The following is a 22,399-nucleotide window of genomic DNA, read 5'->3' as shown; positions in this document are numbered from 1 at the left end:
CAATCCGCGTGGTGATTGCCGCACCTGGCGCTGCCATGTACTATCGGCGTGCCGGTCGTCGATGCAAGGCATTCCGGGGCCGGCAGGGAGGAACTACAATGTTACGTTCAATTTCTCTTGCGCTTTTCTTGTCGGTCATCCCAGCGGCCGCCTTCGCGAATTCATGCCCGACCATCATGGCCGCGATCGACGCGGCGTTGCCGTCCGCAACCCTCGCGGACGCCGATATGACCAAGGTCAAAGAACTGCGTGCCCAAGGCGAGAAATTGCATGCCGCCGGCGATCATGCAGGATCAGAGGCTGCGCTCAACGAAGCCAAGAAGATGCTCGGCATTTAGTTGCGACGAACGCGGGCTTTCGCGGCCGCGCGCGGCCTTGTCCGTTCGTCTCGACGTCACGCGGCGCGGGGTTACCGTGGACGACATCGTGATCATGTAGCGATCGGGTCTGCATCTGTGCAAGTCTTCTGCCTCTTGGAGACAAACTCCAGATCTGGCGACCTAATGTGCACCGCTTTCGGCAAGGTGACCCAAGATTCCGTCAGTTGCCAAACGCCTAAACATCGCATCGACCTCAGCGGGCGACGGCTTCGCGCCTCGGTCGAGCCACCAGGTCAAAACGGCCATGTAGGCGCCAACGACATACTGGACGACGAGGTCGTGCGGGATGACCCCCACGGAATTCCTGTCGGGGGTCGCAGGCAGTTCTGCCCGCACCAGATCGGACAATATCTGGCGAATCATCCCAAGGCTGACGTCGCCGCCGCGACCGCCAGCCAATGCCCGGTAAAGCTCCAAATGGTCGCGCGCGTGTTCGAACATGGTCAGGCTGAAGCCCAGGCTTCGGGTGCGCCTATCTCCTGGCGTGGCAAGGGCCTCTCTCTGTCTGTCGGTGAGCAGTTCGCGCAGGTGCTCGTCCAGTCCGCGCCTCTTTAAATCGTCCTTGCTGGTGTAGTGGGCATAAAACGTCGATCGGCCGACATTTGCCGCCTCGCAGATGTCCTCGACCGTGATCGCCTCATAGCCCTTTTCCAGGATCAGCGACGTCAAGGCGTGCTGCAGCGTCCCTCTCGTACGGGCGATGCGGCGGTCCATCGCTCTTTTTGCCATCTCGATGGTCCGGACACTATTCAAGGCCATTTCAAAGCGGAGTGTTCAATTCCGGACATTCGAGCCATTCTGTTCGTTGACGAATTCGGGACACTATGTCTGATATCGAACGCCTTGTCAGGTTAGTGGCCGATGGCTTCGGAAGCAAGCCTGCGCCTCATCCCCAACCGAGCGCATCTTGGAGCACGAATGAATTCGGTTGGCACCGTCAGGTAGCGCGGAGGACTCATTGGATCACGAACGTTATCGTCGGATGCACGGCCGCTCGGGCGCATCCATGAAGAAGGCATCATTTGAGGCGTCGTTGAAGGGCAAGAAGCAGATAGCAGAAGATACCTGGGCCTTCGTCTTCTCGAAGCCGGACGGATTTCGTTTCAAGGCGGGCCAACATGTGCGGATGACGCTCATTGAGCCTCCCGAAACGGACCGCGAGGGCGATAGCCGGTTTTTCTCGCTCACCAGCACACCTCAGGAAGCCGATCTCGTTGTCGCCATGAGAATGCGTGAGACGGCATTCAAGCGGGTTCTCAGTCGCCTGCAAACCGGGGACAAGGTCCTGATACAAATGCTCCTGGAGGTTCCGCACGGGGCTTTTGCACTGCATGACGATGCGACACGGCCCGCGGTTTTTCTCGTTGGCGGGATCGGCATCGTTCCGGCCTTCTCGATGATCAAAGATGCGGTCGAGAGGAAGCTGTCGCACAGGCTGTTTTTGCTCTATTCGAACCGACGCCCAGAGGACGCTGCATTTCTCAGGGAATTGCAGGAGCTCTCGGCGCAAAACCCGTCTTTCACGCTGGTTGCGACGATGACCGAAGCAGCAAAGTCGGCGCATTCATGGAACGGCGAAACCGGGCGCATAACCCATTCCATGCTGACGAGGCATGTCGGCGCCCCGCTACTCCCCGTCTATTACATTTCCGGTCTACCGGAGATGGTCAGCGCTATGAAAACGATGCTGGCGGAGTCAGGGGTCGGCGAGGACAGCATACAGGCTGAGGAGTTCACCGGCTTCAACTTCAACGAGATTGGCGATGTCGCCGGCCGCACGTGGAGGCGATACATCCCCGCAGCGTCAACGGCGCTGGCTTTAACCATACTGGTGGCTCTGCACGCCGGTGTCGCGGCCTCGATATTTCGCAACGACCTCGGCGGAGGGGCGAACCCGATCTGGTATGTAGCGATTGGGATTGTTCTCGTTCTTGCGCTATTCAAGATCAGGTATTTCGTCGGTCGCCATCTCGCCGGTAGGGACGCTACTGGCAACGCATTCCGCCGGCACGCCGACCATGCAGAACATCGGCGGGATGGCCCCGACGCCACTTTGTAGCCTGTTGCGACATAGGAGCGGCGCCTCCATCGGAAGTCTTCTCACGCATGCCGCCAGACTACCGTCGTAGCGGAGTCACGCGAGCGAGGTCGTTTCGGATTGCGACGGCGGCGACACCGCCTTGACCCATGGCGTGGGAAATCTGATCAAGCCCGCGCACAACGTCGCCAGCCGCGTATAGCCCCACTACCGAGGTCCTCTGATGGTCATCGACTATCGGACAGCCGTCACTCGAAACTTCGGCTTCTATCGCAGTCGCAAGTTCCGATCGGATATCGGAGCCCAACGCTGCATAGACGGTTGCGAACAAGCGGCGGCTAGCCGGTGTCGCGATCACTATGCCGTCCTTCATCAGTTCGAAACCCAAACACGGGCCGTCAACCGCTTGAATGGCTCCTTTTTCGAGGCGCGATCTCTGCGCGGCGTCGAGTTCATGGGTGTTCGTCGGCGCAATCAAAGTGACATTGTCGGTGTAACTGCGGATGAACTCCGCTTCACACGTCCCGTGTTCGCCGGTTCCTATAACCGCGACCGCGCTATCGGTCACCTCATAGCCATCGCAGATCGGGCAATAGCGCAACAAGCCACGCGCAAGAGCTTCATCGTGGATATTGGCAGGCATTCCCGGCCTCCGGTTGAAGACCCCCGTCGTCAAAAGCACAGTGCGTGTTCGAAACGCACCTGCGCTTGTTTGGACGACAAACCTGCCAAAGCCTCCCTGCAAGGAGACCACGTTGCCAGCCCAATGGCGTACCCCGTAGCGCTTTCCTTGCTCCCGCATGCGCGTGAGCAGTTCGGATCCTGCAATTCCATCGGGAAAACCTGCGAGGTTACGGGTGAGCGGTATCAGGTCGGCTCGACTCTCACCACCATCGGCCACAAGGACCGAGAGATGGAAGCGAGCAAGGTAAATCGCCGCCGTCAAACCGGCCGGTCCTCCCCCTACAATCAGACAGTCGAGCAATTCGGACGTGTCCAGTGGAGCATCAGAGATTGGGAGCATCAATCATAACCTCGGCCGGCGCTAATTGACATCAATGATCATGGTGAGCCCGCCGCCGCCCCTCTCCTCCACATTGTTGTTCGTCGTGTGATGCGGGATGTGGCAATGCAACAGCCACTTGCCCTGTCGAAGGGCCCGCCACAGGACATCGTACCTCTGCCCGGGGCCGACATTGACAGTGTCGGCCGTATACCGTGCGGTTTGGGGCAGTGTTGCGCCGTCTACGGCGACGACCTCGAACGGCCCGCCGTGAATGTGCATCGGATGGATGGCGGAGGTGTTGGAGCCCACGAAACGGATCTTGAGCAACTGACCCACCTTCATGTTGATCGTCTCAGTCGCCGGGTAAGACTTGCCGTTGATGGTGAAAAAATTGGGGAAGCCGCCGTCCATCGGCATGGACGGAAAAGTCAGCCCTTCGCGTTTCAGCCATTCTTGGAGTTGAACGGTATATTCCAGGTCGGCGGTGATTGCGTCGGCCGGATTTTTCGGGTCGATGATCAGTGCGCCATAGAGGCCGAGTGCCTGCTGACGGTCGACGTGATCATGGGTGTGATAAAAATATGTGCCGAATTGTTCAACGGTGTATTCGTAGGAAAAAGTTTCACCTGGCTCGATTGGCTTCTGCGTGACGTAGGCCGGGCCGTCCATCGCGTTGGGCACGTCGAGGCCATGCCAATGCACGGTCGTGCTTTCGGGCAGCCGGTTGGTGACGTTGATGCGAACGCGGTCGCCTTGGGTAACGCGCAGCGTCGGACCTGGAACCTGCTTGTTGTAGGCAAAGGCCTCGACCGTCACCCCAGGCAGAATTGACCAGCGGATAACCGAAGCCTCGAGATCGAAAACCTTGACGCCGTTCTCGATTCGCGGTTCGAGGACAGTGCCTCCCCGTGCCGTGGGATCAGCCTTGAAACTCACCAGCCTAGGATCGACCGCCGCCATGTCGCGCATTGCCGCGGCGGGCGTGTCGCGGTCCATGATCATGCCGGGGGGCATGATGGCTCCGCCAACCTCGCGGGCCGACAGGCCCATGTTGATCCAGTTCGCAGGCGCGATCATGCCGACCGCAAGCGCCAGCAGGGATACTACTCCTAGGGCAGTGATCTGTGCCGTCGTCGCGTCCGTCTCCATTTGGTGACCGCCGCTCTTCTTGCCCTTATGGGAGCCCATGTCATGGCTCTGCGCCTTATGACCGCCGGAGCCGGCGTGGTCCATTTGCATCGGCGCGTCTTGCTTTGGGGCGGAATGCTTCGGACTCTCGTTCTTGGGGGGTTGCTCGCGCCGCGTCATCAGCCCATGCTTCAGCTTGCGTGCGACCAGCCAGACATTGGCGGGATAGGCCAGCGTAAAGCCGGCGATGACGCCGATCGACATCACGCCCCAAAACAGCAACTCAGTCGGCTCCATGGCGCGCATATCGCGGCCCATCATCAGGAAGCTCATGACGGGCGCCATGCCTGCCATCATGAAATTCATTGAGATGAACTCGGGCAGGAAGCTCTTCCTTACATTCTCCCAATAGGTGCCGCCCATCATCGATTTCATGAACAGCGACTGGAAGATGAACAGGCCGAAGGCGAAGCCGGCGAGATATTCCACGATGAGGTCGAGCCACATCGGCAGGCCGAGCGCGGCGGTGATGACGGCGGCAAGGATAATGCCTGTGGCATCGCCGGCGACGCAATGGATCGTCGAGCCGACGCCCTGCTTCCAAAGCGGGCTGGTAAAGGCCTCGTGCTCGCCCGGACGCGGCTCCTTGTCGGCCAGCACGTAAAGCAGCAGGCCGAGCGGTCCCATATAAAGGGTCACCAGGATGAAACCCCATTTCATCACCACCGGCTCAGGATTATTACGGTACTGGTCGAGGCCGACATAAAGCGTCGAGGCGGCCGCAATCGCGAACCAGGCGACGAGAAAATAATCGATCGGTTGAATGAGCATGTGTCCGCCCTCGATCATCCGCCTCATGTGATCGGGCGGCACAGCTTAACTGGTGTCATGAACGCGGCCGGCGCGTTTACGATCCGCGCCGGCCAAAGATAGGTTTACTCAAGCAGCCATCTTCTCGTTGTCATACCCGGCAGACTTGATGACGTCACGAATTGCGGTTTCGTCTGCCCTGGTATCGACGGCGACCGTCGAAGATCCGAGGTCGACCGTCACATGAGCCGCCGGATCGATGCTCTTGACGGCCTTGTCGATCGTGCTGGCGCAATGGCCGCAGCTCATGTCAGGAATTTTGAGTTTCAGCATCGCAGCTCTCCTTTTCGTTTCTGATCGTCACGATATGGGGCTTCCCATCGTGGCAAGGTCAAGGGCCGTTTTTCGATTGGCGGGCCCAAATGGCTTGCAGCAAAATTTAGCCCTTGACCTTCCCATCGCTGGAACCTTTATCTGTCGCTGCAACCAACCAAAAATGGAGTTGCGGAAACATGAACGCCATCATTCGCGACGAATTAGCCGGATCCGTTTCAAGTTCAAATCCCACGGTCCAGCTTGGCATTGAAGGCATGACCTGCGCTTCTTGCGTGCGGCGCGTCGAAAAGGCGATCACCGCCGCGCCAGGCGTTGTCTCGTCATCGGTCAATCTGGCGACCGAACGTGCCGAGGTGACCTTTTCCGGCAAGCCGAACCTTGCTCCCGTAGTCGCGGCGGTATCGGCTGCTGGCTACCAGATGCGTACGGACGCAATCGAATTGGCAATCGAAGGGATGACTTGTGCCTCCTGTGTCTCGCGTATCGAGAAGGCGCTGAAGGGCGTGCCCGGCGTGACCGATGCCAGCGTCAATCTGGCAACGGAACGCGCCAGCGTCCAGATCGTCGCGGGTGCAGTCGAAGCTGCGGCTCTTGAAGGGGCAGTGGCCGCAGCCGGCTACGAAGCGCGTCAGATTTTGCCGGATGCGGACGAGGACCGCGAGCGCGATGGACGGGCCGCCGAAATCCGCGCGCTCAGCCGTTCGCTCGCGATGGCGGCGCTGCTGACCCTGCCTGTCTTCGTTCTCGAAATGGGCTCGCATCTTGTACCTGCGCTCCATCATTGGGTGATGATGACGCTCGGCGAGTGGAACTGGCGCCTGCAATTCCTCCTCACCACGATCGTCCTGTTCGGCCCCGGCCTTCGCTTCTTCCGGAAGGGCGTGCCGGCGCTGCTCAAGGGCGCGCCGGATATGAACGCGCTTGTCGCGCTCGGATCGGGTGCCGCCTGGGCTTACTCGCTCGTCGCGACTTTCATTCCCGATGTCTTGCCGGCGGGCACCGCCAACGTCTACTACGAAGCGGCGGCCGTGATCGTGACGCTGATCCTGCTTGGCCGCACTCTCGAAGCGCGGGCCAAGGGTCGGACCAGTGAGGCAATCAAGAAGCTGGTCGGCTTGCAGCCAAAGACGGCGCGCGTGGTCAAGGACGGCATCACTGTAGATGTGCCTCTCGCCGAGGTCCGGGTCGGTGACATGGTTATGGTTCGGCCGGGCGAAAGGATCGCGGTTGACGGCGAGATCGTCGCGGGATCATCCTTCGTCGACGAGTCCATGATGACCGGCGAACCGCTGCCCGTGGCCAAGGATATCGGCTCAGAAGTGGTCGGCGGCACCATCAACAGGGCCGGTAGTTTTTACTTCCGAGCCACGAAGGTCGGCTCCGCGACACTGCTTGCTCAGATCATCCGCATGGTCGAGGCTGCCCAAGGCTCGAAGTTGCCGATCCAGGCGCTCGTCGACAAAGTGACGGCGTGGTTTGTCCCAGCCGTCATCGCGGCTGCCATGCTTACCTTTGCTGTCTGGCTTTTCTTCGGGCCGGATCCTGCGCTCTCGTTCGCGCTGGTCAACGCGGTTGCGGTGCTGATTATTGCCTGCCCCTGCGCCATGGGTCTCGCCACGCCTACCTCGATCATGGTCGGCACCGGCCGCGCCGCCGAGTTGGGTGTTCTCTTCCGCAAGGGCGATGCGCTTCAAACATTGCGTGACGCCACTGTCATTGCACTCGATAAGACCGGGACGCTCACCGAAGGTCGGCCCGAACTGACCGATTTCGTGGTGTCAGGTGGATTTGTCGAGGCGGACGTACTGCGGCTCGTCGGGTCGGTCGAGGCGCGCTCCGAACACCCGGTCGCCGAGGCGATCGTGCGAGCGGCAGAACGTCGCGGCCTCGTGCTCACCGATGTCACGGACTTCGAGGCCGTCGCTGGCTTCGGCGTCACCGCAATCGTCCAAGACCGTAAGCTTGAAATCGGCGCGGACCGGTTGATGACCAGACTTGGCCTGGACATCTCGGCTTTTGCCGTGGCATCGGCGCGTCTCGCAGACGAGGGTAAGACCCCGCTTTACGCCGCCATCGATGGCAAGCTTGCCGCAATCATCGCAGTTGCCGATCCGGTGAAGGCGTCGACGCCAAAGGCGATCGAGGCGCTGCATGCGCTTGGTCTTCGGGTCGCCATGGTGACCGGTGATAACCGCCGCACGGCCGAGGCGATCGGACGTCGCATCGGTATCGACGAAATTGTCGCCGAGGTGCTGCCCGACGGCAAGGTCGAGGCCGTCCGGCGGCTTGGCCGGGACGGCGCCCGCGTTGCCTTCGTCGGCGACGGTATCAATGACGCACCGGCACTAGCTGCTGCGGACGTTGGCATCGCGATTGGCACTGGTACGGACATCGCCATCGAAAGCGCCGACGTCGTCCTGATGTCTGGCGATCTTCGCGGCGTGGCCAATGCGATTGCGCTCTCCAAGGCAACGATCCGCAACATCGGTCAGAATCTGTTTTGGGCCTTTGCCTATAACATTGCGCTCATACCGGTTGCTGCCGGCGTGCTCTACCCATTCTACGGGACGCTCCTTTCTCCCATGCTCGCTGCCGGCGCCATGGCTCTTTCCAGCGTCTTTGTGCTGACGAACGCGTTGCGTCTCAGGCGCTTTCGCGCACCGATTGACGATCGATCACAAGCCAAGCAACTTTCCGAGATGGCCGAACCGGCATGACGGAACGGATGCAGACGTGTTTATCTAAGAGTCCAGTTCAAGAAGGCGTACGGCCTCTCAAACCGACAGGAGTTCGATCGTGAACATTGGGGAAGCCGCAACGGCGTCAGGCGTCTCGGCCAAGATGATCCGCTACTACGAATCGATTGACCTGATCTCGAACGTTGCCCGAACCGACGCCGGCTATCGGGTCTATTCCGAAAGCGACGTTCATGCCCTACGCTTCATTCGCCGTGCCCGGGATCTTGGCTTTTCAGTGAACCAGATGGCTAATCTGCTCGCGCTTTGGGGCGACCGCTCACGCGCCAGTGCCGATGTCAAGCGTATCGCCATGGAACACGTGGCGGAACTAGAGCGCAAGATGCGTGAACTCCGCGATATGTCGAAGACGCTTCGTCATTTAGCTGAGCACTGCCAGGGGGACGGTCGGCCGCATTGCCCGATTATCGAAGATCTTTCGAACGGTCACGATGCTGGACCAGCCAAGCCGCGGAAACGTCGGCAACTCGGCGTCGGCGATGGCGCCCGGCATCGCCACGCCTTCTGAACATTCCGCGCGCCCGAGGCGCGCCAATTGACCTGGGAGACAACAATGCATCGACGCGAATTTCTGGTGGCAGGACTGGCTACGCTGGCGAGTTCAAAGGCGCTGGCGCAAATGAAGATGGATGACATGTCCAACATGGACTCCATGCCGGGTATGGATATGGGCGCGGGGCACGACATGGGCGCCATGTCGCAAAGCGCTGTCGCCCTGCCCGAAGGCGAGGCGCTGCGCGAATTGCCGCTGCTTGCCAATGAGGCCAACGCGCCCGGCCAATTCAAGGCGAGGCTGACGGCGGAACCAGCCGTCGCGCGCTTCGCGGAGGATAAGGACACGCCGATACTCGCCTACAACGGGACGAGCCCCGGCCCGCTGATCGAGGCTTTCGAGGGCGACCGCGTCGAGATCACCTTTGTCAATCGCATTGCCGACGAGGCAAGCACCATCCACTGGCACGGCATGCCGGTGCCGGCCGACCAGGACGGCAATCCGATGGACCCGGTGGCGGCCGGCGCGAGCCGTGTCTACGCCTTCGATCTGCCGGAAGGCTCCGCCGGCTCCTACTGGTATCATCCACATCCGCACGGCAAGACGGCCGAGCAGGTTTATCGCGGGCTGGCCGGCGCCTTCGTCGTCAAGGCGAAGGCCGATCCGATCCCGGCCGCGTATGGCGACACCGTGTTGGTCTTCACCGACCTGCGGCTTGCCGCCGACGGCTCGATGCCCGAAAACACCATGACCGACCTGATGAACGGCCGCGTTGGCGACCATGTGCTGGTCAACGGCCAGAAGAACCCAAAGCTCTCGGTCAGGGTGGGAGCGAAACGGCGCCTACGGCTCTACAACGCCACGAATGCACGTTTCCTGAAGCTCGCCTTCGATGGCGCGCCGATGACGATCATCGGCAGCGACGGCGGCTTGCTGGAGGTTCCAGTGGCGGCGGAGGAGATCCTGCTCAGCCCGGCGGAGCGTCTTGAACTTATCGTATCTTTCGAGAAACCCGGCCCAATCACACTATACACGCTAGACTATGATCGCGGCTGGATGGGCGCCGGCCGCCCGGCCGATGCCGGGCTGACGCTCCTGACGGTCGATGTCTCGGAAATTCCCGCCGAGCCTCTGCCGCCGCTACCGGACCGGCTGCGGCCTATCGAGCCGCTATCTGCCCCTGCGGTCAGCCGGCGGCTCGTGTTCACCGAAACGATGACCATGACCGCCACCGATATGCAAATGGGTTTCCTGATCAACGGCAAGGCCTTCGACATGGCGCGCGTCGACATCGTCGCCAAAGCCGGCCAGACCGAGCTCTGGGAAATCGCCAACAAGGCCGACATGGACCATCCCTTTCATGTCCATGGGACGCAGTTCCAGGTGATCGAGCACGAACGCGACGGCAAGGTCTCGAAACCGACCTATCTCGCTTGGAAGGACACCGTCAATGTCGCACGTGGCGAGACGGTGCGGCTCTTGCTGCGCCAGGAGCGGCCAGGGCCGCGCATGTATCACTGCCACATCCTTGAGCATGAGCAACTCGGCATGATGGGTATCGTCGACGTGCAGGCATAGACGTTGTTCAGCGTGGCTGAACTTGCCATCTACGGCTCACTGTTTGCCAGCGCGTTCCTCGCGGCGACCTTGCTGCCGGTCTCGTCCGAAGTGGTGCTTCTTGGCCTGTTGGCCGCGGGCCGTGGCGATCCGGCGCTGCTCTTTGCGGTCGCTACGACCGGCAACACGCTCGGCTCGATGGTGAACTGGATCCTGGGGCGTGGCATCGACACGCTCCAGTCCAGGCGCTGGTTTCCGGTCACTTCCGGGCAGTATGAGCAGGCGGGCCGCACGTTTCGCCGCTATGGTGCGTGGACGCTCCTGTTCGCTTGGCTGCCTGTCGTTGGGGACGCTTTCACTGTCGTCGCGGGCGCGGCGCGAGTCCCACTCGGCTTGTTTGTGCTGCTCGTCGGGCTGGGAAAGGCGGCGAGGTATGCGGCAGTCGTCCTAGGAACTCTATGGGCGATGGGTTAAGCGGCGGTCTATTCCTGGGAAGCGCCACGCGCGTCCGCTCGCCCAAAGGACATGCCGCGCATGACGCCGTCGCGAAAGAACACGAAATGCACAAATGCGGCGGCGACGTGAATGCCGATGAATCCAAGCAGTATCCAGACAAGCTTTGCGTGGATGAAAGCGAAAGCCCGTGCGGATAGCGGACCTAAAGACGGCGCCAACGGCACAGGCAAACCTCCGAAAAGCCGCGCCGGTGGCATGAAAGGCATCGGTCGATATCCGAGCCATCCCGTTATCAAGACGGCAAGAATCAAAGCGTAAATAGACATGTGAAAGACGGTCCTCGCGCGTTGCGAGGATCGCGAAATGGGCTGAACAGGGGCTTTGGTGAAGGCGCGCCAGCCAAGCCTGAGGACAATGATGGCGAGGATCGTCACACCGGCCGACATGTGGACAGGCAGCCAATTCATCGAGGCCATTCCCGGACCCTTCATCGGACCGAAGGCGACCACAAGCTGAAACGCGAGGGCGAGCACGGTCAGCCAATGCAGCAGACGAATACCCAAGGCCCAGCGCGGGTGACGAACATTCTCGCTCATATCTGACAGGTTCCGGTTGCTGGCGAGCACGAGGTCTTTATGTTTTTCTTCATCTCAAAAGTCATAGAAGTCTTTCTAATACCTTCAAACCTGATCGCTCTCCTCGGGTTGGTCGGGCTGCTGGCCATCATGGTTGCCAGACCGCGCCTGGGACGGGTATGCATTGTGGCGTCTATCCTGTTGCTTGCCATATGTGGTTGGAGTCCGCTTGGACCAGCTGCCCTGATGGCACTCGAGAACCGCTTTGCACAGCCAGTAATCGACAGGCCAGTCACGGGCATTGTCCTTCTTGGTGGCGCGGTCGACACGCATATCAGCAGCGACCGCGGCACTTTGGCAATAAATGAGGCGGGGGAACGGCTGACGGCCACAGTCGATCTCAGCAGACGCTATCCAGATGCAAGGATTTTCCTCTCCGGCGGAGCAAGCCATATCCTGGGCGAAAATGCCAAAATGACAGAGTCGCAGGTCGCGCACGACATTCTCGTGTCGCTTGGCGTATCGCCTCAGCGCATTGAAATGGAAGAGCGATCTCGAAACACGTGCGAAAACGGGACCGAAAGTGCCGCATCGCTTCGCCCGAAGCCCGGCGAACTGTGGCTTCTGGTGACATCCGCGAGCCATATGCCCAGGGCGGTCGGATGCTTTCGCGCGGCCGGCTTCGACGTGACACCCTATCCTGTCGACTACCGGACGCGAGGCGCGGAAGACCTCAAGCGACGAGTCTATACGATTGCCGTCGGTCTCGCAGAGACGGATCTCGCAGCACACGAATGGTTTGGACTGCTGACATACCGGATCGCAGGCTTGACGGCAGAGGTGTTTCCTTCCGCACGTTAATGTCAGGCGTGGTCAGACTGATCGTTATCCGCCGGCCGCCACGACATCGAACAGCGACCAGGTGCGGATGCTGCGCTTGATGGAGAACAGCGCGTAAACGGCCCGCCATTGGAGAATTCGATCGCCCATGGCACATCGGTGGGCCGGCTCCAGAGTTCGGAATTGATGAAGTTGGCGACGCGCACCAGGCCAAGGCCGACCGGCACGCCACTCGAGCCAGCTCTACGAGGCCCTGCTTGAGGGCGTGGTGCTGTTCTTCATACTGCGCATCCTCACCCATTCGCGCCTCAAGTTGAAAACGCCGCGCCTCGTCGGCGGCGCCTTCATCTGCGGCTATGGCCTGTCGCGCATCTTCGTCGAGTTTTTCCGCGAGCCCGACCAGCATCTCGGCTATCTCCTCGGCACCAACTGACTGACCATGGGCATGATCCTGTCCACACCGATGGTGCTGGCCGGCATCTCGGCGATGCTGACCGCCAAGCCGGTGGCACAGCCGCAGCCGGCATGACACGGCTGAAAACCCGCATCGTCCACCTGATCGAGGCACTGGGGCCGATTCCCGTCAACGAATACATGGCGCTCTGCCTGTTCGACCCCGCGGAGGGCTACTACACCACCCGCGAACCGTTCGGGACTCCAAGACTAAATCAGCAAAGTCAGCGTGACGAGATGGCCAAGCGCGGACAAAGTATGGACACTTTGAGCGCCCTGAGATTAGTCTTTGATCAATGAGCCCCCTATGATTCGATAGAGGCGCTTGAGCCTTAACCAAAAATAAACGCTGTGGTGCAAACTGGAATTATGTGGACCACCGGTTCAAAATGGCAGGCTCGGCGCCTCATTTCGATAGCTATCGCGTTCGCGATGCTGCTGTCAGCGTTTGCCGCGCATCCGCCAAGGGCTGAGTCCGCCGACATTCTCGTTGCAGCGATCGCTCATGTTCACGACCAAGGCTCCAAAGACGTCGGGACAGTGTCGCACAGCGCCTTGCATCACGATCATCATGCCGAAATGATCCATCAGTTTGCTGTTAACTTTGTCGGAACCATCAGTCGTCCGGCCTTTTCCCCCAGTCAGGACGGCGCTCGCACTGTCCAGATATCCCTAGATCGCCCTCCAAGAGTCGCTTCGTGCTGATGCACTGAGCGTATCTTTGCCGACGCAGAACTGCGTCTGTCTCCATCCGCTCGGTGTTCGCCCGTCGATCGCAATGCGATCGACCGATCAAGCTAGAGCGGAATTTTCAGGATGTTTATCGCAGCTGCGCGCGCGCGCAAATCTATTCTAAGAAACTTTGAAACTATCGGGTACGAGCCGGACGACGCCGCATGGCGGTCGATAAGGATGGGCGTAAAACGGGATCTTCAGGCCCGCTGCCTGCGTCCCAACGTGCCGATTCCCTCACGGCGAAATCCGATCAAATATCTCAACGCCGTATATCGAGAGACGGGGTCGATCCGCGACACCGTTGTTTCATTTCTCCATGACGGAGCGTGGACGTCCAGCGGCGGGTCCTTCCGGCTCGCCGAGCAGGTCGGCGTCGACCTTCTCCACGAAGCGGTTCGCCGACTGCGGACAGACGGAGCCTTGCAATATCTGGAAGTTGGCGGCGGCTGGGCGGGATTGAAAAGTCCTCGACCGTCAAAGCCTCGCGACATCGCGAGCCTCGCCAGGCATTTTGAAAATGGTCTCGGTCAAAACGTATTTTTCCACTTCACCAACTTGACGCAATGGCATGGCGAGCTGCCCGCGGGCATCGTCGAGCATCCCTATGTCACAGCTGCCGGCCTATCCATTCTGGACACCCACGGCCTTCAGGCCGGGACGGTCGACATTCTTTACTCACAGGCAGCAGCCTATTTCGAAACAGACGTAAAATCGTTCCTCGCCGCAGCTTCGGCCCTGCTGCGAAATGGCGGGCTGCTCGTATTCAACCTCCGACCGGAATTTGCCGGATTGGTTTCGGAGTGCGCGCGTGCCAACGGCCTGGCAATGCGCAAATGGTGCAACGCCGGTGGCATGAACGGCATCATTGTCGCGTTCGAAAAGCAGCCGATTGCACGGAGGACGAAACCGCCAACTGGCAACGTCGAAATACACTTGCCCCGTGCGAAATTGCTGCGGCCTGGGGAGAGCTCTGCCATGCTTTCTGAACTGGATCCTCATCCTGCAAATCGGCTGGACGCAGGAGAATTGGGCTTTCCGCAAATGCTGGAGGTCTTTCGATGAACAGACGCATGTTTTTGATCGGCGGTGTCGCAACGGCTCTCGCGCCAGGCCGCGCAATGGCGCAAGTTCAGACACCGCAAACACTTGACGCTCGCATCGCGAACGTTCAGCGCGAACTGCAAGCGCAGCGCGCCGACGGCAAAACGCCATCTTGCAAGTGGATTGCTGAACAGCTGCAAGTCGGCCTGACCTATCGAGATCGGCGGATCGCCGCATTCAAAATAGTGCAGGAGGTCCCGTACAAGCTGACCGCGTGGACTGGTAATCCGGACAGTCTGTTCGCAATCGATCGCGGTGATTGCCGCCACAAATCGGCAGCCTTGCTTCAGCTAATTCGATCCTGGAAGGCCGACGCTCGGCCAATACAGGTTCCATTCGACTGGGCCGACTTGCCAATACCGCAATCGGTACTGCAAACGTTGGCCGAAACGCGCGGCTTCCACGATACCGTGGAGATCAATGTCGACGGCAAATGGATCCTGGTCGATGCGACTTGGGATCTGGCCCTGGGAAAAGCAGGCTTTCCGGTTCTTGCAAATTGGAACGGCGTCGAACCGACACCGGCCATTACCCCTCGTGCAAAGGTCGTCGTGCGCCAAGGAGATATAAAGGCGGGAACCGATCTCTACGCACATTTCGGGTTCAAATGGCCCGAACGCAAACGCACATTGGCCTTCAACCGCGCTTTCAACGCCTGGACCGATGACCTGCGTGCGGCTGAGAATGCGGTCAAAGGCTAGCTTCATGGAAAATGCATCCAACGCTAGCCATCAACCCGCCAAGCACGGAGCTCGTATCTATACCGTTATGGCGATGTTTGCCTTTTTCTTTGCTGCCATAGCCGGGCGCCTGGTGATGCTCGGAAACATGGATCGGCCCGATAGAGGCTACGCTGCAGTACCGCCTTCTGTTGCGCGGCCGGATATAGTCGATCGGAACAACGTGACACTCGCGATGGATATCGCAAGCTTTTCCGTCTACGCCGAGCCGCGCCGAATTATCGATGTCGACGAGGCGGCTGAGGGCCTGAAGAGCGTTTTTCCAGACCTCGATTTCACTGACCTTCACAAACGTCTGGGGAATGGCAGTGGCTTTGCGTGGATCAAACGAAGCGTAACGCTTGCTGAAAAGGACCGGCTCTGGGCGCTAGGAATCCCCGGGGTTGGAATTCGGGACGAAACGCGTCGCCTTTATCCCAATGGGCCTGCAGCTGCGCACGTCCTGGGATCGGTCAATATAGACAATGCAGGGATTGCTGGCATCGAACGCTGGATCGATAAACAAGGACTGCAGGATCTCAGATCAGCCGGCTTAAACTTTAATCGACGGGATCTTGAGCCGGTTGTTCTCAGCCTGGACCTGAGGGTCCAGTATGCGTTGAGCGACGAGTTGAGGAAAGCTGTCGTCCGCTTCAGCGCCATCGCTGGGGCGGGGCTGGTGTTGGATGTCATCAATGGCGAAGTGATTGCACTGGTGTCGCTGCCCGATTTTGACCCCAACATTCCCGCTGATGCACTGAAGCCGGACCGTATCAATCGCATCAGTGTAGGCACTTACGAAATGGGGTCTACCTTCAAAGCCATGACCACCGCCATGGCGCTGGATTCGGGCGTGTTCAACATCCACTCCGTCCTTGACGCCAGTCGACCTTTGCGATTTGGCCGGTTTGCGATCAACGACTACCGCGGTCAGGCAAGGCCGCTGACTGTTCCCGAGGCGTTCGTCTACTCGTCGAACATTGCGATGGCCCGAATGGCCATGGGTGTTGGCGTCGAAAAACATAAGGCATTCCTGAAGCGGCTGGGTCAGTTCGATCGCCTGACCACCGAACTGCCCGAGAACGCTGAGCCGCTTATTCCTCCAAACTGGAGCGAACTGAGCACCGCCACGATCGCCTTTGGCCACGGCATGGCCGTTACACCGCTACAGGCGACGATGGCGGTCGCGGCGCTTGTCAACGGCGGGAAGCTTATCCGGCCGACTTTTGTCAAGGGAGCCTCCTTGGAATCGCGAATTTTAGCCACGGATGTGGTGACATCGGAAACGGGGCAGGCCCTGCGGTTTCTAATGCGGCTGAACGCCGAAGTCGGTTCCGCAAAAAAAGCCGACATTCCAGTGTATTTCATTGGAGGTAAGACAGGCACTTCTAACAAGGTGGTCAACGGCCGCTACTCCGGTGACCGGGTGCTGACAGCCTTCATGGGCATCGCGCCCGCAGACCAGCCCCGCTATCTATTCCTGACAATTCTCGATGAGCCCCAGGCACTGCCGGAAACCAGCGGATTCAAAACGTCGGGCTGGAACGCGGTTCCGGTGACAGGGGACATCATGAAGCGGGTTTTGCCGCTTCTCCCGATCGCACCTTACAAGGAGCGGCCGACCAATCCCTTTCCGTCCATGGTGCGGATCGCAGCCTGGGGTTCCGAACGATTTGCGCCGGTTCTTCCCGTCGCCAACAAACCCACAATGGAAGCTGTGGCAGCCCCAGTAAAACCGTAACGGAGTGACAAAATGGAAGACACCATTCGAATTGGAAGAAACCCGCAAGCGAAGATGGCATTCACCTCATACGTCAAGGGAGCGTTAGTTGCGATTGGTTCTTTCGCCATGCTCGGAACTGTTGCGGCGTTGTGGACAAACCCTTTCTTCATACGCATGACGCCTACAAACGGCTTCGAAGTCGGGTTGCTTGCGTTGCAGGCGGTTTTGCTCGGAATTTATGTCACGATTCCAGTTCCCGCCTGTGCTCTGAAACTCGCGAGTCTCGGCGGTATCGCCAATTACATCGGAATCGCTTGCCCAATCTGCAACAAGCTCTTGCTCTTTATGTTTGGTGCCAGCGCGCTGTTGACTTATTTGGAGCCCGTACGGATTTATCTGGCCGCAGGCGGAGCGCTCGTGACCGCGGTCGCTGTTTACGTCCGGTGGCGCAACTTTCGCATCGTTTCGTATCCTACGCCTTCCTTCGCCGATCAGCCTCCCGCTACCGTCTAGGGAGGTCCTGGTCGGCACGACCATGACAAGCGGGGCGCCGTGATCGCGCCCCGCAGTACTTTGTGCCCTATGCGGCCATCCTGGCGCAGCTTTCGGCACACTGGCGGCAGGCGTCAACGCATTCTTGCATCTCGCCTAGCCGTTCGCATTCATTCGCGCATTGGCCACAGATCTCGGCGCATTCACGGCAGACATGCTTGTGATGCTCGGAGCCGAGCAACATGAAATGCGCCGATGTTCGACAGATTTCGGCGCAGGCCATCATCAAGGTAAGATGCTTCCTCTCGGCATGTTTTCCGCTCATTTCCAGACAATGGCCCATCGCAGTCGAAAGGCATGTTGAATAGCAATGCAAGCACTCCTCTATGGAGGCCCTCATTACTGGGTTCAGTTGGTGCATGGAAATTCTCCTATGAACGTTCGTGTCGTATGCAGTCGAGCTTGACTATTTTGCATTGGTCTCAAGCCACTTCGCGTAGTCCTTGATTTCCTTCTTTTGAGCATCAATGACCACCTGCGCCTTTTTCTTAGCGTCGGCATTGTCGCCGTATTTGAGCTCGACTTCCGCCATATCGATCGCGCCCTGGTGATGGGCAATCATCCCGCAGATGAAGGCGACGTCAGCATCCTTGGCCTTGATACCCTCCATCATGGCTGGTTCCATTTTCATCATTGACGCCATGTATGCCTGGTGGGCTTCGTCCATGCCGGATGCATCCATCTTTGGCATATCCATGCCAGCCATTTGTTCAGCTCCGGATTGACGGCATTGCTGGGGGAGGGGGTTCTCTTGGCTGAAGGCGGCCGAACTTGTGCCTGCGAGTAAAATAGTGACCGCAAGGGTGGCGATTACGTTACGCATGTCTTTCTCCTGTATGTCTGACTTCGACGGATAGGCAGTCACGCTGCGACTATCCGATGGGGGAATGTGGGTTAAGCTGGAAAGGACTGCTTGGGCGGTCGCTCTAGCCGGCCAGTGGACCGAGACGGAAGCGCCCCCGGCGCCTCTGCAACAGCCTCTGAGCTCAACTGACGAAATGCCGGCGATGCAGCGCTGGTGGCAATGCCGACCGCGCAATGCAAAGCCATACAACAATTGCCATTGTCGAAGACTTTATCGCAATCACTGACTCCGCCGGGTCCAGTTAGCGTAACCTCTTCCGATGAAGCTCTATGCGGAGACGGTTGCGAATGAACGGCGTGCGCCGCGGTGGCGAGCGCAAACATCACTGCCACTGCGATGCAGACCGCCATTAGCGTGAGGACGTTTGGGCGCTGATCGGTCACGAAGCTGATAGCCTTCAATTTCGGGGCTAACGAGCACCTGCCGATATTTGTTCCTACGGAAACAAAGAAGACCGGAAATCGACTCGCTCGTCACGCCTTGAAAAGGCCCACCGCTGCGTCCGGCCAGATGGCAGCGCTACCAGATCAACAGCCCAAAATTGAAGAGCCTCTATGACACCACATGCGGAACATTTCACAACGAAGAAACTGCCAAACGGCTGCTGTTTGAAAGATCGTCAGTAATCTCAGATCAGAGATTCCCGAAGCATAGATACTTCATCTCCAGGTAGTCGTCCGCGCCATGGCGTGAGCCCTCCCGCCCCATTCCGGACTGTTTCATCCCTCCGAACGGAGCTGCTTCTGAGGACATTCTCCCGGTATTGATGCCGACCATCCCATATTCCAGAGCTTCGGCCACATGCCATACCTTCTTTAGCTCATTTGCATAGAAGTAGGCAGCAAGCCCATAAATAGTGTCATTGGCCTGCTCGATGACATCCTCCACGGTGCTGAAACGGATGAGTGGTGCCACGGGACCAAACGTCTCATCGCAAGCGACAAGCATTTCTCGACAAACATTGGAAATGACGGTTGGCTCGAAGAAAATGCCTGATTTTCCATACCGCTTCCCACCGCAGAGCAAACGTGCGCCTTTGTTGATGGCGTCATCAACGTGCGATTTCAGTTTTTCGATTGATCTGGCATCGATCATCGGGCCAATGGCGACGCCCGGCGTGAACCCATCACCGACCGATAGGTTTCTAACCTTGTCGGTTAGCTTTTCGGCGAAACGGTCATAGATTCCATCCTGGATATAAATCCGGTTTGCGGAAACGCAGGTCTGTCCCGCATTGCGAAATTTCGCCTGCATTGCGCCTTCGATAGCGGCGTCCAGATCGGCGTCATCGAAGACAATGAAGGGCGCGCTTCCGCCGAGCTCGAGGCTAATTTTCTTGATATGTTCAGCGCATTGCCGCATCAATAGCCGACCGACTTCGGTCGAACCGGTAAAACTGATCTTTCGAACCTTGGTGTTGGTGCAAAGCTCTTTTCCAACCGCATTTCCTTCAGCGGCTAATATCAGATTGAATACACCATCTGGGAACCCGGCCCTTTGAGCCAGGGTGTGCAGGGCAAGGGCCACAAGTGGCGTTTGCTCCGCAGGCTTAAGCACAACGCTACAGCCTACGGCAAGCGCCGGAGAGACCTTGCGGGTGACCATCGACGCCGGAAAATTCCAAGGTGTGATCGCCCCAACGACGCCGATCGGCTGCTTGATGACAAGCATGCGTTTATCCCCCGATGGTGCCGGGAACGTTTCGCCGTAAATTCGCTTCGCCTCCTCAGCGTACCATTCCACATATGCTGCGGCGTGAAGCAACTCGGATCTTGATTCTGGCAGTGGCTTGCCCATCTCGGCAGTGAGAACGGCGGATAGATCGTCGACGTGAGCGATGATGAGGTTGCACCATCGCCGCATGATATCACTGCGTTCTGTGGCCGGTCGTCCTGCCCAATCCTTTTGGGCGACGGCGGCTTTGTCGATGGTCGCCCTTAGAATCCCCAAGTCCATGTCGGGCAAGGAAGCCAGCAAGAGACCGGTCGAGGGGTTGCTGACATCGAAGGTTGCAAGGCTTGGGGAATTGACGAAACCGAGGGCGTCCGGCGTGCTAAGGCAATTGGTGAGGCTCGTTGTGAAGATCATTTGTACCCTTCGCCACCGGATGCGGTGTGATATTGCCTATTCAACTCCAGGGAAATGTACTTGGGACCGTCATACATCGCGCCGGCCTTGGATACTGGAGTTGGCAAAATATCAGCCAGCGCCCGTTCAGGAACAAGCTCCAGCACAAGGGTGGCGTTAGCCCTGAAACCGGTCGCTGCAAGGGGAGGAAAGGGACGCGACCAGGTCTCCCTGTCAGGCCTAGCGAACGCTGCCGACCACGTCGGCGCTGCCCTCATTGATCGTCACCCAAACGCCTGAATTCTCAGTCGACTGGCGCTTCAGGTAGGTGTAGTTGGTGTCCGCGAAGGACAGCACCTTCGATTCCAGATTGTCGAGGATGAACTCGCCGAGGCTGGTGCGGACGGTCAACACGGCGTGCCCGTCGCCGTTCGGCAGCCGCACCACTGTCATCAACAGGTCGCCAGCTGGAACGCCCTCACTCATCAATTCGCGGCGCTTCTCCAGGGCGTAATCCTCGCAGTCCCCGAACCCATTGTCGACGACAGTCCAGTAGTCCTCGACCCCATTGTTTTCCAGGTCCGTCTTCGGCTTGATCCTCGCATTGATGCTGTTGTTGACCATGATGATTTCGGCCCAAAGCTTGCGGGTGAGTACAACAGGCGGACCTTTCGGAGTCATCTGGCGACACTCGCCCGGTAGTCGCTGGCAGAATTCGTAGTGGCCGACCGGCTGCGTGGTGCGGCCGCCCGTGTTCATGAAGGCAGGTCCTGCCGCGTTTGCCGTTCCCCAGCCGGATAGCTGGATCGCCATTGCCAAAAGCAACAGCCTGCCCCTTGCCGTCTTCATTGTTTTTGTCTCCCTGTTTAAGGAGACAGTGACACAGCTGAACTTATTTGGCGCGAAATCTGGAAGTAGATATTAAGTGAAATACAGATTTAACAAGCATAAAAATTGAAGTATTTCGGCAAAAAATTGTTTAGAATTGCGCCATCCTGGGGTTGGTGCGGTCGTTTCGGAAGCCCTGCAGTTGGTAAGCGCCTCCCAGGCAAGGACCGGAAACGCCCATCCAATCGATAATTGTTAGTCCTTTGCGCCACAGGACAATTCAAGCTTCGTCGCAAATATCTTGCTCATATCAGTCCCAGCGGGATCATTGAAAAACGCGTCGGTCAGGGTTTTCTGATTCTGAGAAATGGCGTCGTCGGCATTCGGTCTGATGACAGAGCGAGTACAGGTCGCCGGCAGCTGATCGACCACCAGCTTGTCATCAGTCAAGAAGTCGATGGCGGTGTAGAAGGTTGGATCGTACACGCCGAAATCAATCTTCCCAGCAAGCATCAGCGGCTGTTTCGGCTTCGATTCGAACGAGACGATCAGTTGATCATTCTCAAACTTTGTCGTGAGTGCGGGCGGAGGATCCATCAAAATGTCTTTTCCATCGACGGTTACGAGCTGAAAATAGTTATAATCAGCAAGGGACGCATAGACCGTTTCGGAGACAAGATTCATTTCTGCCTTGTCGAGCTTGAGATCGAGATTCTTGTCGAACTCCATCATCACCGTGCTGGAAAAGATTTCGTCGAATCGCCATAAGTGCCGCAGCGAGTTGACGGAGGACCGGTCAGGGGAAAGCGTGATACTGAGGCTTGCTTCGGCAAAAACGTGTGGGTGTGCGCTTGCCTGGCCCGCCAAGAAAAAGGTGACCATCGGCGCGATTGACGCGGTTCTAAATGCCGATTTGCGATTCATCGATACGCCTCCAAGGTAGGAAAGCAAAGCCTGGAGCTGTTTCGACAAAAGCTTGTT

The 22,399-nt window shown here is 58.6% G+C and carries 21 protein-coding genes and 2 pseudogenes; 13 read left to right on the top strand and 10 right to left on the bottom strand.

Annotated features, from left to right (window positions below; genetic code table 11):
• Window positions 1-98 precede the first annotated feature (98 nt).
• On the top strand, window positions 99-338 hold the full coding sequence (locus tag AC07SZ_RS22300) for a PA2433 domain-containing protein (RefSeq protein ID WP_494916086.1): 240 nt from the start codon (window positions 99-101) through the stop codon (window positions 336-338).
• Between the two features lie 162 nt (window positions 339-500).
• Here AC07SZ_RS22300 and AC07SZ_RS22295 read toward each other — a convergent pair whose 3' ends face one another.
• Complete coding sequence (locus tag AC07SZ_RS22295; protein WP_494915868.1) at window positions 501-1,109, bottom strand: TetR/AcrR family transcriptional regulator; 609 nt, start codon at window positions 1,107-1,109, stop codon at window positions 501-503.
• 229 nt (window positions 1,110-1,338) lie between these two features.
• Here AC07SZ_RS22295 and AC07SZ_RS22290 point away from each other — a divergent pair, with 229 nt between their 5' ends.
• On the top strand, window positions 1,339-2,439 hold the full coding sequence (locus AC07SZ_RS22290; RefSeq protein ID WP_494915867.1) for an FAD-dependent oxidoreductase: 1,101 nt from the start codon (window positions 1,339-1,341) through the stop codon (window positions 2,437-2,439).
• A gap of 58 nt (window positions 2,440-2,497) precedes the next feature.
• Here the strand turns inward: AC07SZ_RS22290 and AC07SZ_RS22285 are convergent, their stop codons facing one another.
• The 3 genes from AC07SZ_RS22285 to AC07SZ_RS22275 form a co-directional block, all read right to left on the bottom strand.
• Window positions 2,498-3,403, bottom strand: a complete 906-nt coding sequence (locus AC07SZ_RS22285) for an NAD(P)/FAD-dependent oxidoreductase (RefSeq protein ID WP_494915866.1) — start codon at window positions 3,401-3,403, stop codon at window positions 2,498-2,500.
• A 60-nt stretch (window positions 3,404-3,463) separates the two neighbouring features.
• Window positions 3,464-5,383, bottom strand: coding sequence for a multicopper oxidase domain-containing protein (locus tag AC07SZ_RS22280; protein ID WP_494915865.1), 1,920 nt, complete (start codon window positions 5,381-5,383; stop codon window positions 3,464-3,466).
• A 108-nt stretch (window positions 5,384-5,491) separates the two neighbouring features.
• Window positions 5,492-5,695, bottom strand: coding sequence for a heavy-metal-associated domain-containing protein (locus AC07SZ_RS22275; RefSeq protein WP_494915864.1), 204 nt, complete (start codon window positions 5,693-5,695; stop codon window positions 5,492-5,494).
• A gap of 257 nt (window positions 5,696-5,952) precedes the next feature.
• On the opposite strand from AC07SZ_RS22275, the gene AC07SZ_RS22270 reads away from it, so the two are divergent.
• The 4 genes from AC07SZ_RS22270 to AC07SZ_RS22255 all read left to right on the top strand — a co-directional run bounded on the left by AC07SZ_RS22270 (window position 5,953) and on the right by AC07SZ_RS22255 (window position 10,978).
• Window positions 5,953-8,415 (top strand): heavy metal translocating P-type ATPase, encoded by a 2,463-nt coding sequence (locus AC07SZ_RS22270; protein ID WP_494916085.1) that lies wholly within the window; start codon window positions 5,953-5,955, stop codon window positions 8,413-8,415.
• Window positions 8,416-8,494: 79 nt separating this feature from the next.
• Entirely contained in the window at window positions 8,495-8,962 is a 468-nt protein-coding gene (gene cueR, locus AC07SZ_RS22265; RefSeq protein ID WP_494915863.1) for a Cu(I)-responsive transcriptional regulator, read from the top strand.
• Between the two features lie 45 nt (window positions 8,963-9,007).
• Window positions 9,008-10,525 (top strand): multicopper oxidase family protein, encoded by a 1,518-nt coding sequence (locus tag AC07SZ_RS22260; protein ID WP_494915862.1) that lies wholly within the window; start codon window positions 9,008-9,010, stop codon window positions 10,523-10,525.
• A gap of 12 nt (window positions 10,526-10,537) precedes the next feature.
• The gene (locus tag AC07SZ_RS22255) at window positions 10,538-10,978 is read left to right on the top strand and encodes a YqaA family protein (RefSeq protein WP_494915861.1); all 441 of its coding nucleotides are present in this window, start codon (window positions 10,538-10,540) and stop codon (window positions 10,976-10,978) included.
• A gap of 8 nt (window positions 10,979-10,986) precedes the next feature.
• Here AC07SZ_RS22255 and AC07SZ_RS22250 read toward each other — a convergent pair whose 3' ends face one another.
• Window positions 10,987-11,556 carry a cytochrome b gene (locus AC07SZ_RS22250; RefSeq protein ID WP_494915860.1) on the bottom strand — a complete coding sequence of 190 codons (570 nt, stop codon included), beginning with the start codon at window positions 11,554-11,556 and terminating at the stop codon, window positions 10,987-10,989.
• A 39-nt stretch (window positions 11,557-11,595) separates the two neighbouring features.
• On the opposite strand from AC07SZ_RS22250, the gene AC07SZ_RS22245 reads away from it, so the two are divergent.
• The 7 genes and pseudogenes from AC07SZ_RS22245 to AC07SZ_RS22215 all read left to right on the top strand — a co-directional run bounded on the left by AC07SZ_RS22245 (window position 11,596) and on the right by AC07SZ_RS22215 (window position 17,619).
• Complete coding sequence (locus AC07SZ_RS22245) at window positions 11,596-12,396, top strand: YdcF family protein (protein WP_494915859.1); 801 nt, start codon at window positions 11,596-11,598, stop codon at window positions 12,394-12,396.
• Between the two features lie 199 nt (window positions 12,397-12,595).
• Window positions 12,596-12,904 (top strand): annotated as a pseudogene (locus tag AC07SZ_RS22240) (prolipoprotein diacylglyceryl transferase family protein); the annotation flags it as partial.
• Window positions 12,901-13,029 (top strand): annotated as a pseudogene (locus tag AC07SZ_RS22235) (class I SAM-dependent methyltransferase); the annotation flags it as partial. The pseudogenes AC07SZ_RS22240 and AC07SZ_RS22235, both read left to right, overlap by 4 nt.
• A gap of 615 nt (window positions 13,030-13,644) precedes the next feature.
• Entirely contained in the window at window positions 13,645-14,625 is a 981-nt protein-coding gene (locus tag AC07SZ_RS22230; protein ID WP_494915858.1) for a hypothetical protein, read from the top strand.
• Complete coding sequence (locus AC07SZ_RS22225; RefSeq protein ID WP_494915857.1) at window positions 14,622-15,365, top strand: transglutaminase-like domain-containing protein; 744 nt, start codon at window positions 14,622-14,624, stop codon at window positions 15,363-15,365. The genes AC07SZ_RS22230 and AC07SZ_RS22225 overlap by 4 nt, the downstream gene beginning before the upstream one ends.
• Window positions 15,366-15,369: 4 nt before the next feature.
• Window positions 15,370-17,124, top strand: coding sequence for a peptidoglycan D,D-transpeptidase FtsI family protein (locus AC07SZ_RS22220; RefSeq protein WP_494915856.1), 1,755 nt, complete (start codon window positions 15,370-15,372; stop codon window positions 17,122-17,124).
• 12 nt (window positions 17,125-17,136) lie between these two features.
• A complete protein-coding gene (locus tag AC07SZ_RS22215; protein WP_494915854.1) occupies window positions 17,137-17,619 on the top strand; it encodes a hypothetical protein in 483 nt (160 codons plus the stop codon).
• Between the two features lie 67 nt (window positions 17,620-17,686).
• Here the strand turns inward: AC07SZ_RS22215 and AC07SZ_RS22210 are convergent, their stop codons facing one another.
• The 5 genes from AC07SZ_RS22210 to AC07SZ_RS22190 form a co-directional block, all read right to left on the bottom strand.
• Window positions 17,687-18,019, bottom strand: coding sequence for a four-helix bundle copper-binding protein (locus tag AC07SZ_RS22210; protein WP_494915852.1), 333 nt, complete (start codon window positions 18,017-18,019; stop codon window positions 17,687-17,689).
• Window positions 18,020-18,064: 45 nt separating this feature from the next.
• Window positions 18,065-18,481 carry a CopM family metallochaperone gene (gene copM / locus AC07SZ_RS22205; RefSeq protein WP_494915851.1) on the bottom strand — a complete coding sequence of 139 codons (417 nt, stop codon included), beginning with the start codon at window positions 18,479-18,481 and terminating at the stop codon, window positions 18,065-18,067.
• Window positions 18,482-19,156: 675 nt separating this feature from the next.
• Window positions 19,157-20,611 carry an NAD-dependent succinate-semialdehyde dehydrogenase gene (locus AC07SZ_RS22200; protein ID WP_494915850.1) on the bottom strand — a complete coding sequence of 485 codons (1,455 nt, stop codon included), beginning with the start codon at window positions 20,609-20,611 and terminating at the stop codon, window positions 19,157-19,159.
• 219 nt (window positions 20,612-20,830) lie between these two features.
• Complete coding sequence (locus AC07SZ_RS22195; protein WP_494915848.1) at window positions 20,831-21,439, bottom strand: transglutaminase-like cysteine peptidase; 609 nt, start codon at window positions 21,437-21,439, stop codon at window positions 20,831-20,833.
• A 234-nt stretch (window positions 21,440-21,673) separates the two neighbouring features.
• Complete coding sequence (locus AC07SZ_RS22190; RefSeq protein WP_494915846.1) at window positions 21,674-22,342, bottom strand: DUF1007 family protein; 669 nt, start codon at window positions 22,340-22,342, stop codon at window positions 21,674-21,676.
• Window positions 22,343-22,399 lie beyond the last annotated feature (57 nt).

The sequence above is a fragment of the Mesorhizobium sp. GW821-FHT07A06 genome, from assembly GCF_059419085.1.
The sequence above is the reverse complement of the archived record's forward strand: the minus strand, read 5'-3'. Positions and strand labels throughout refer to the sequence as shown.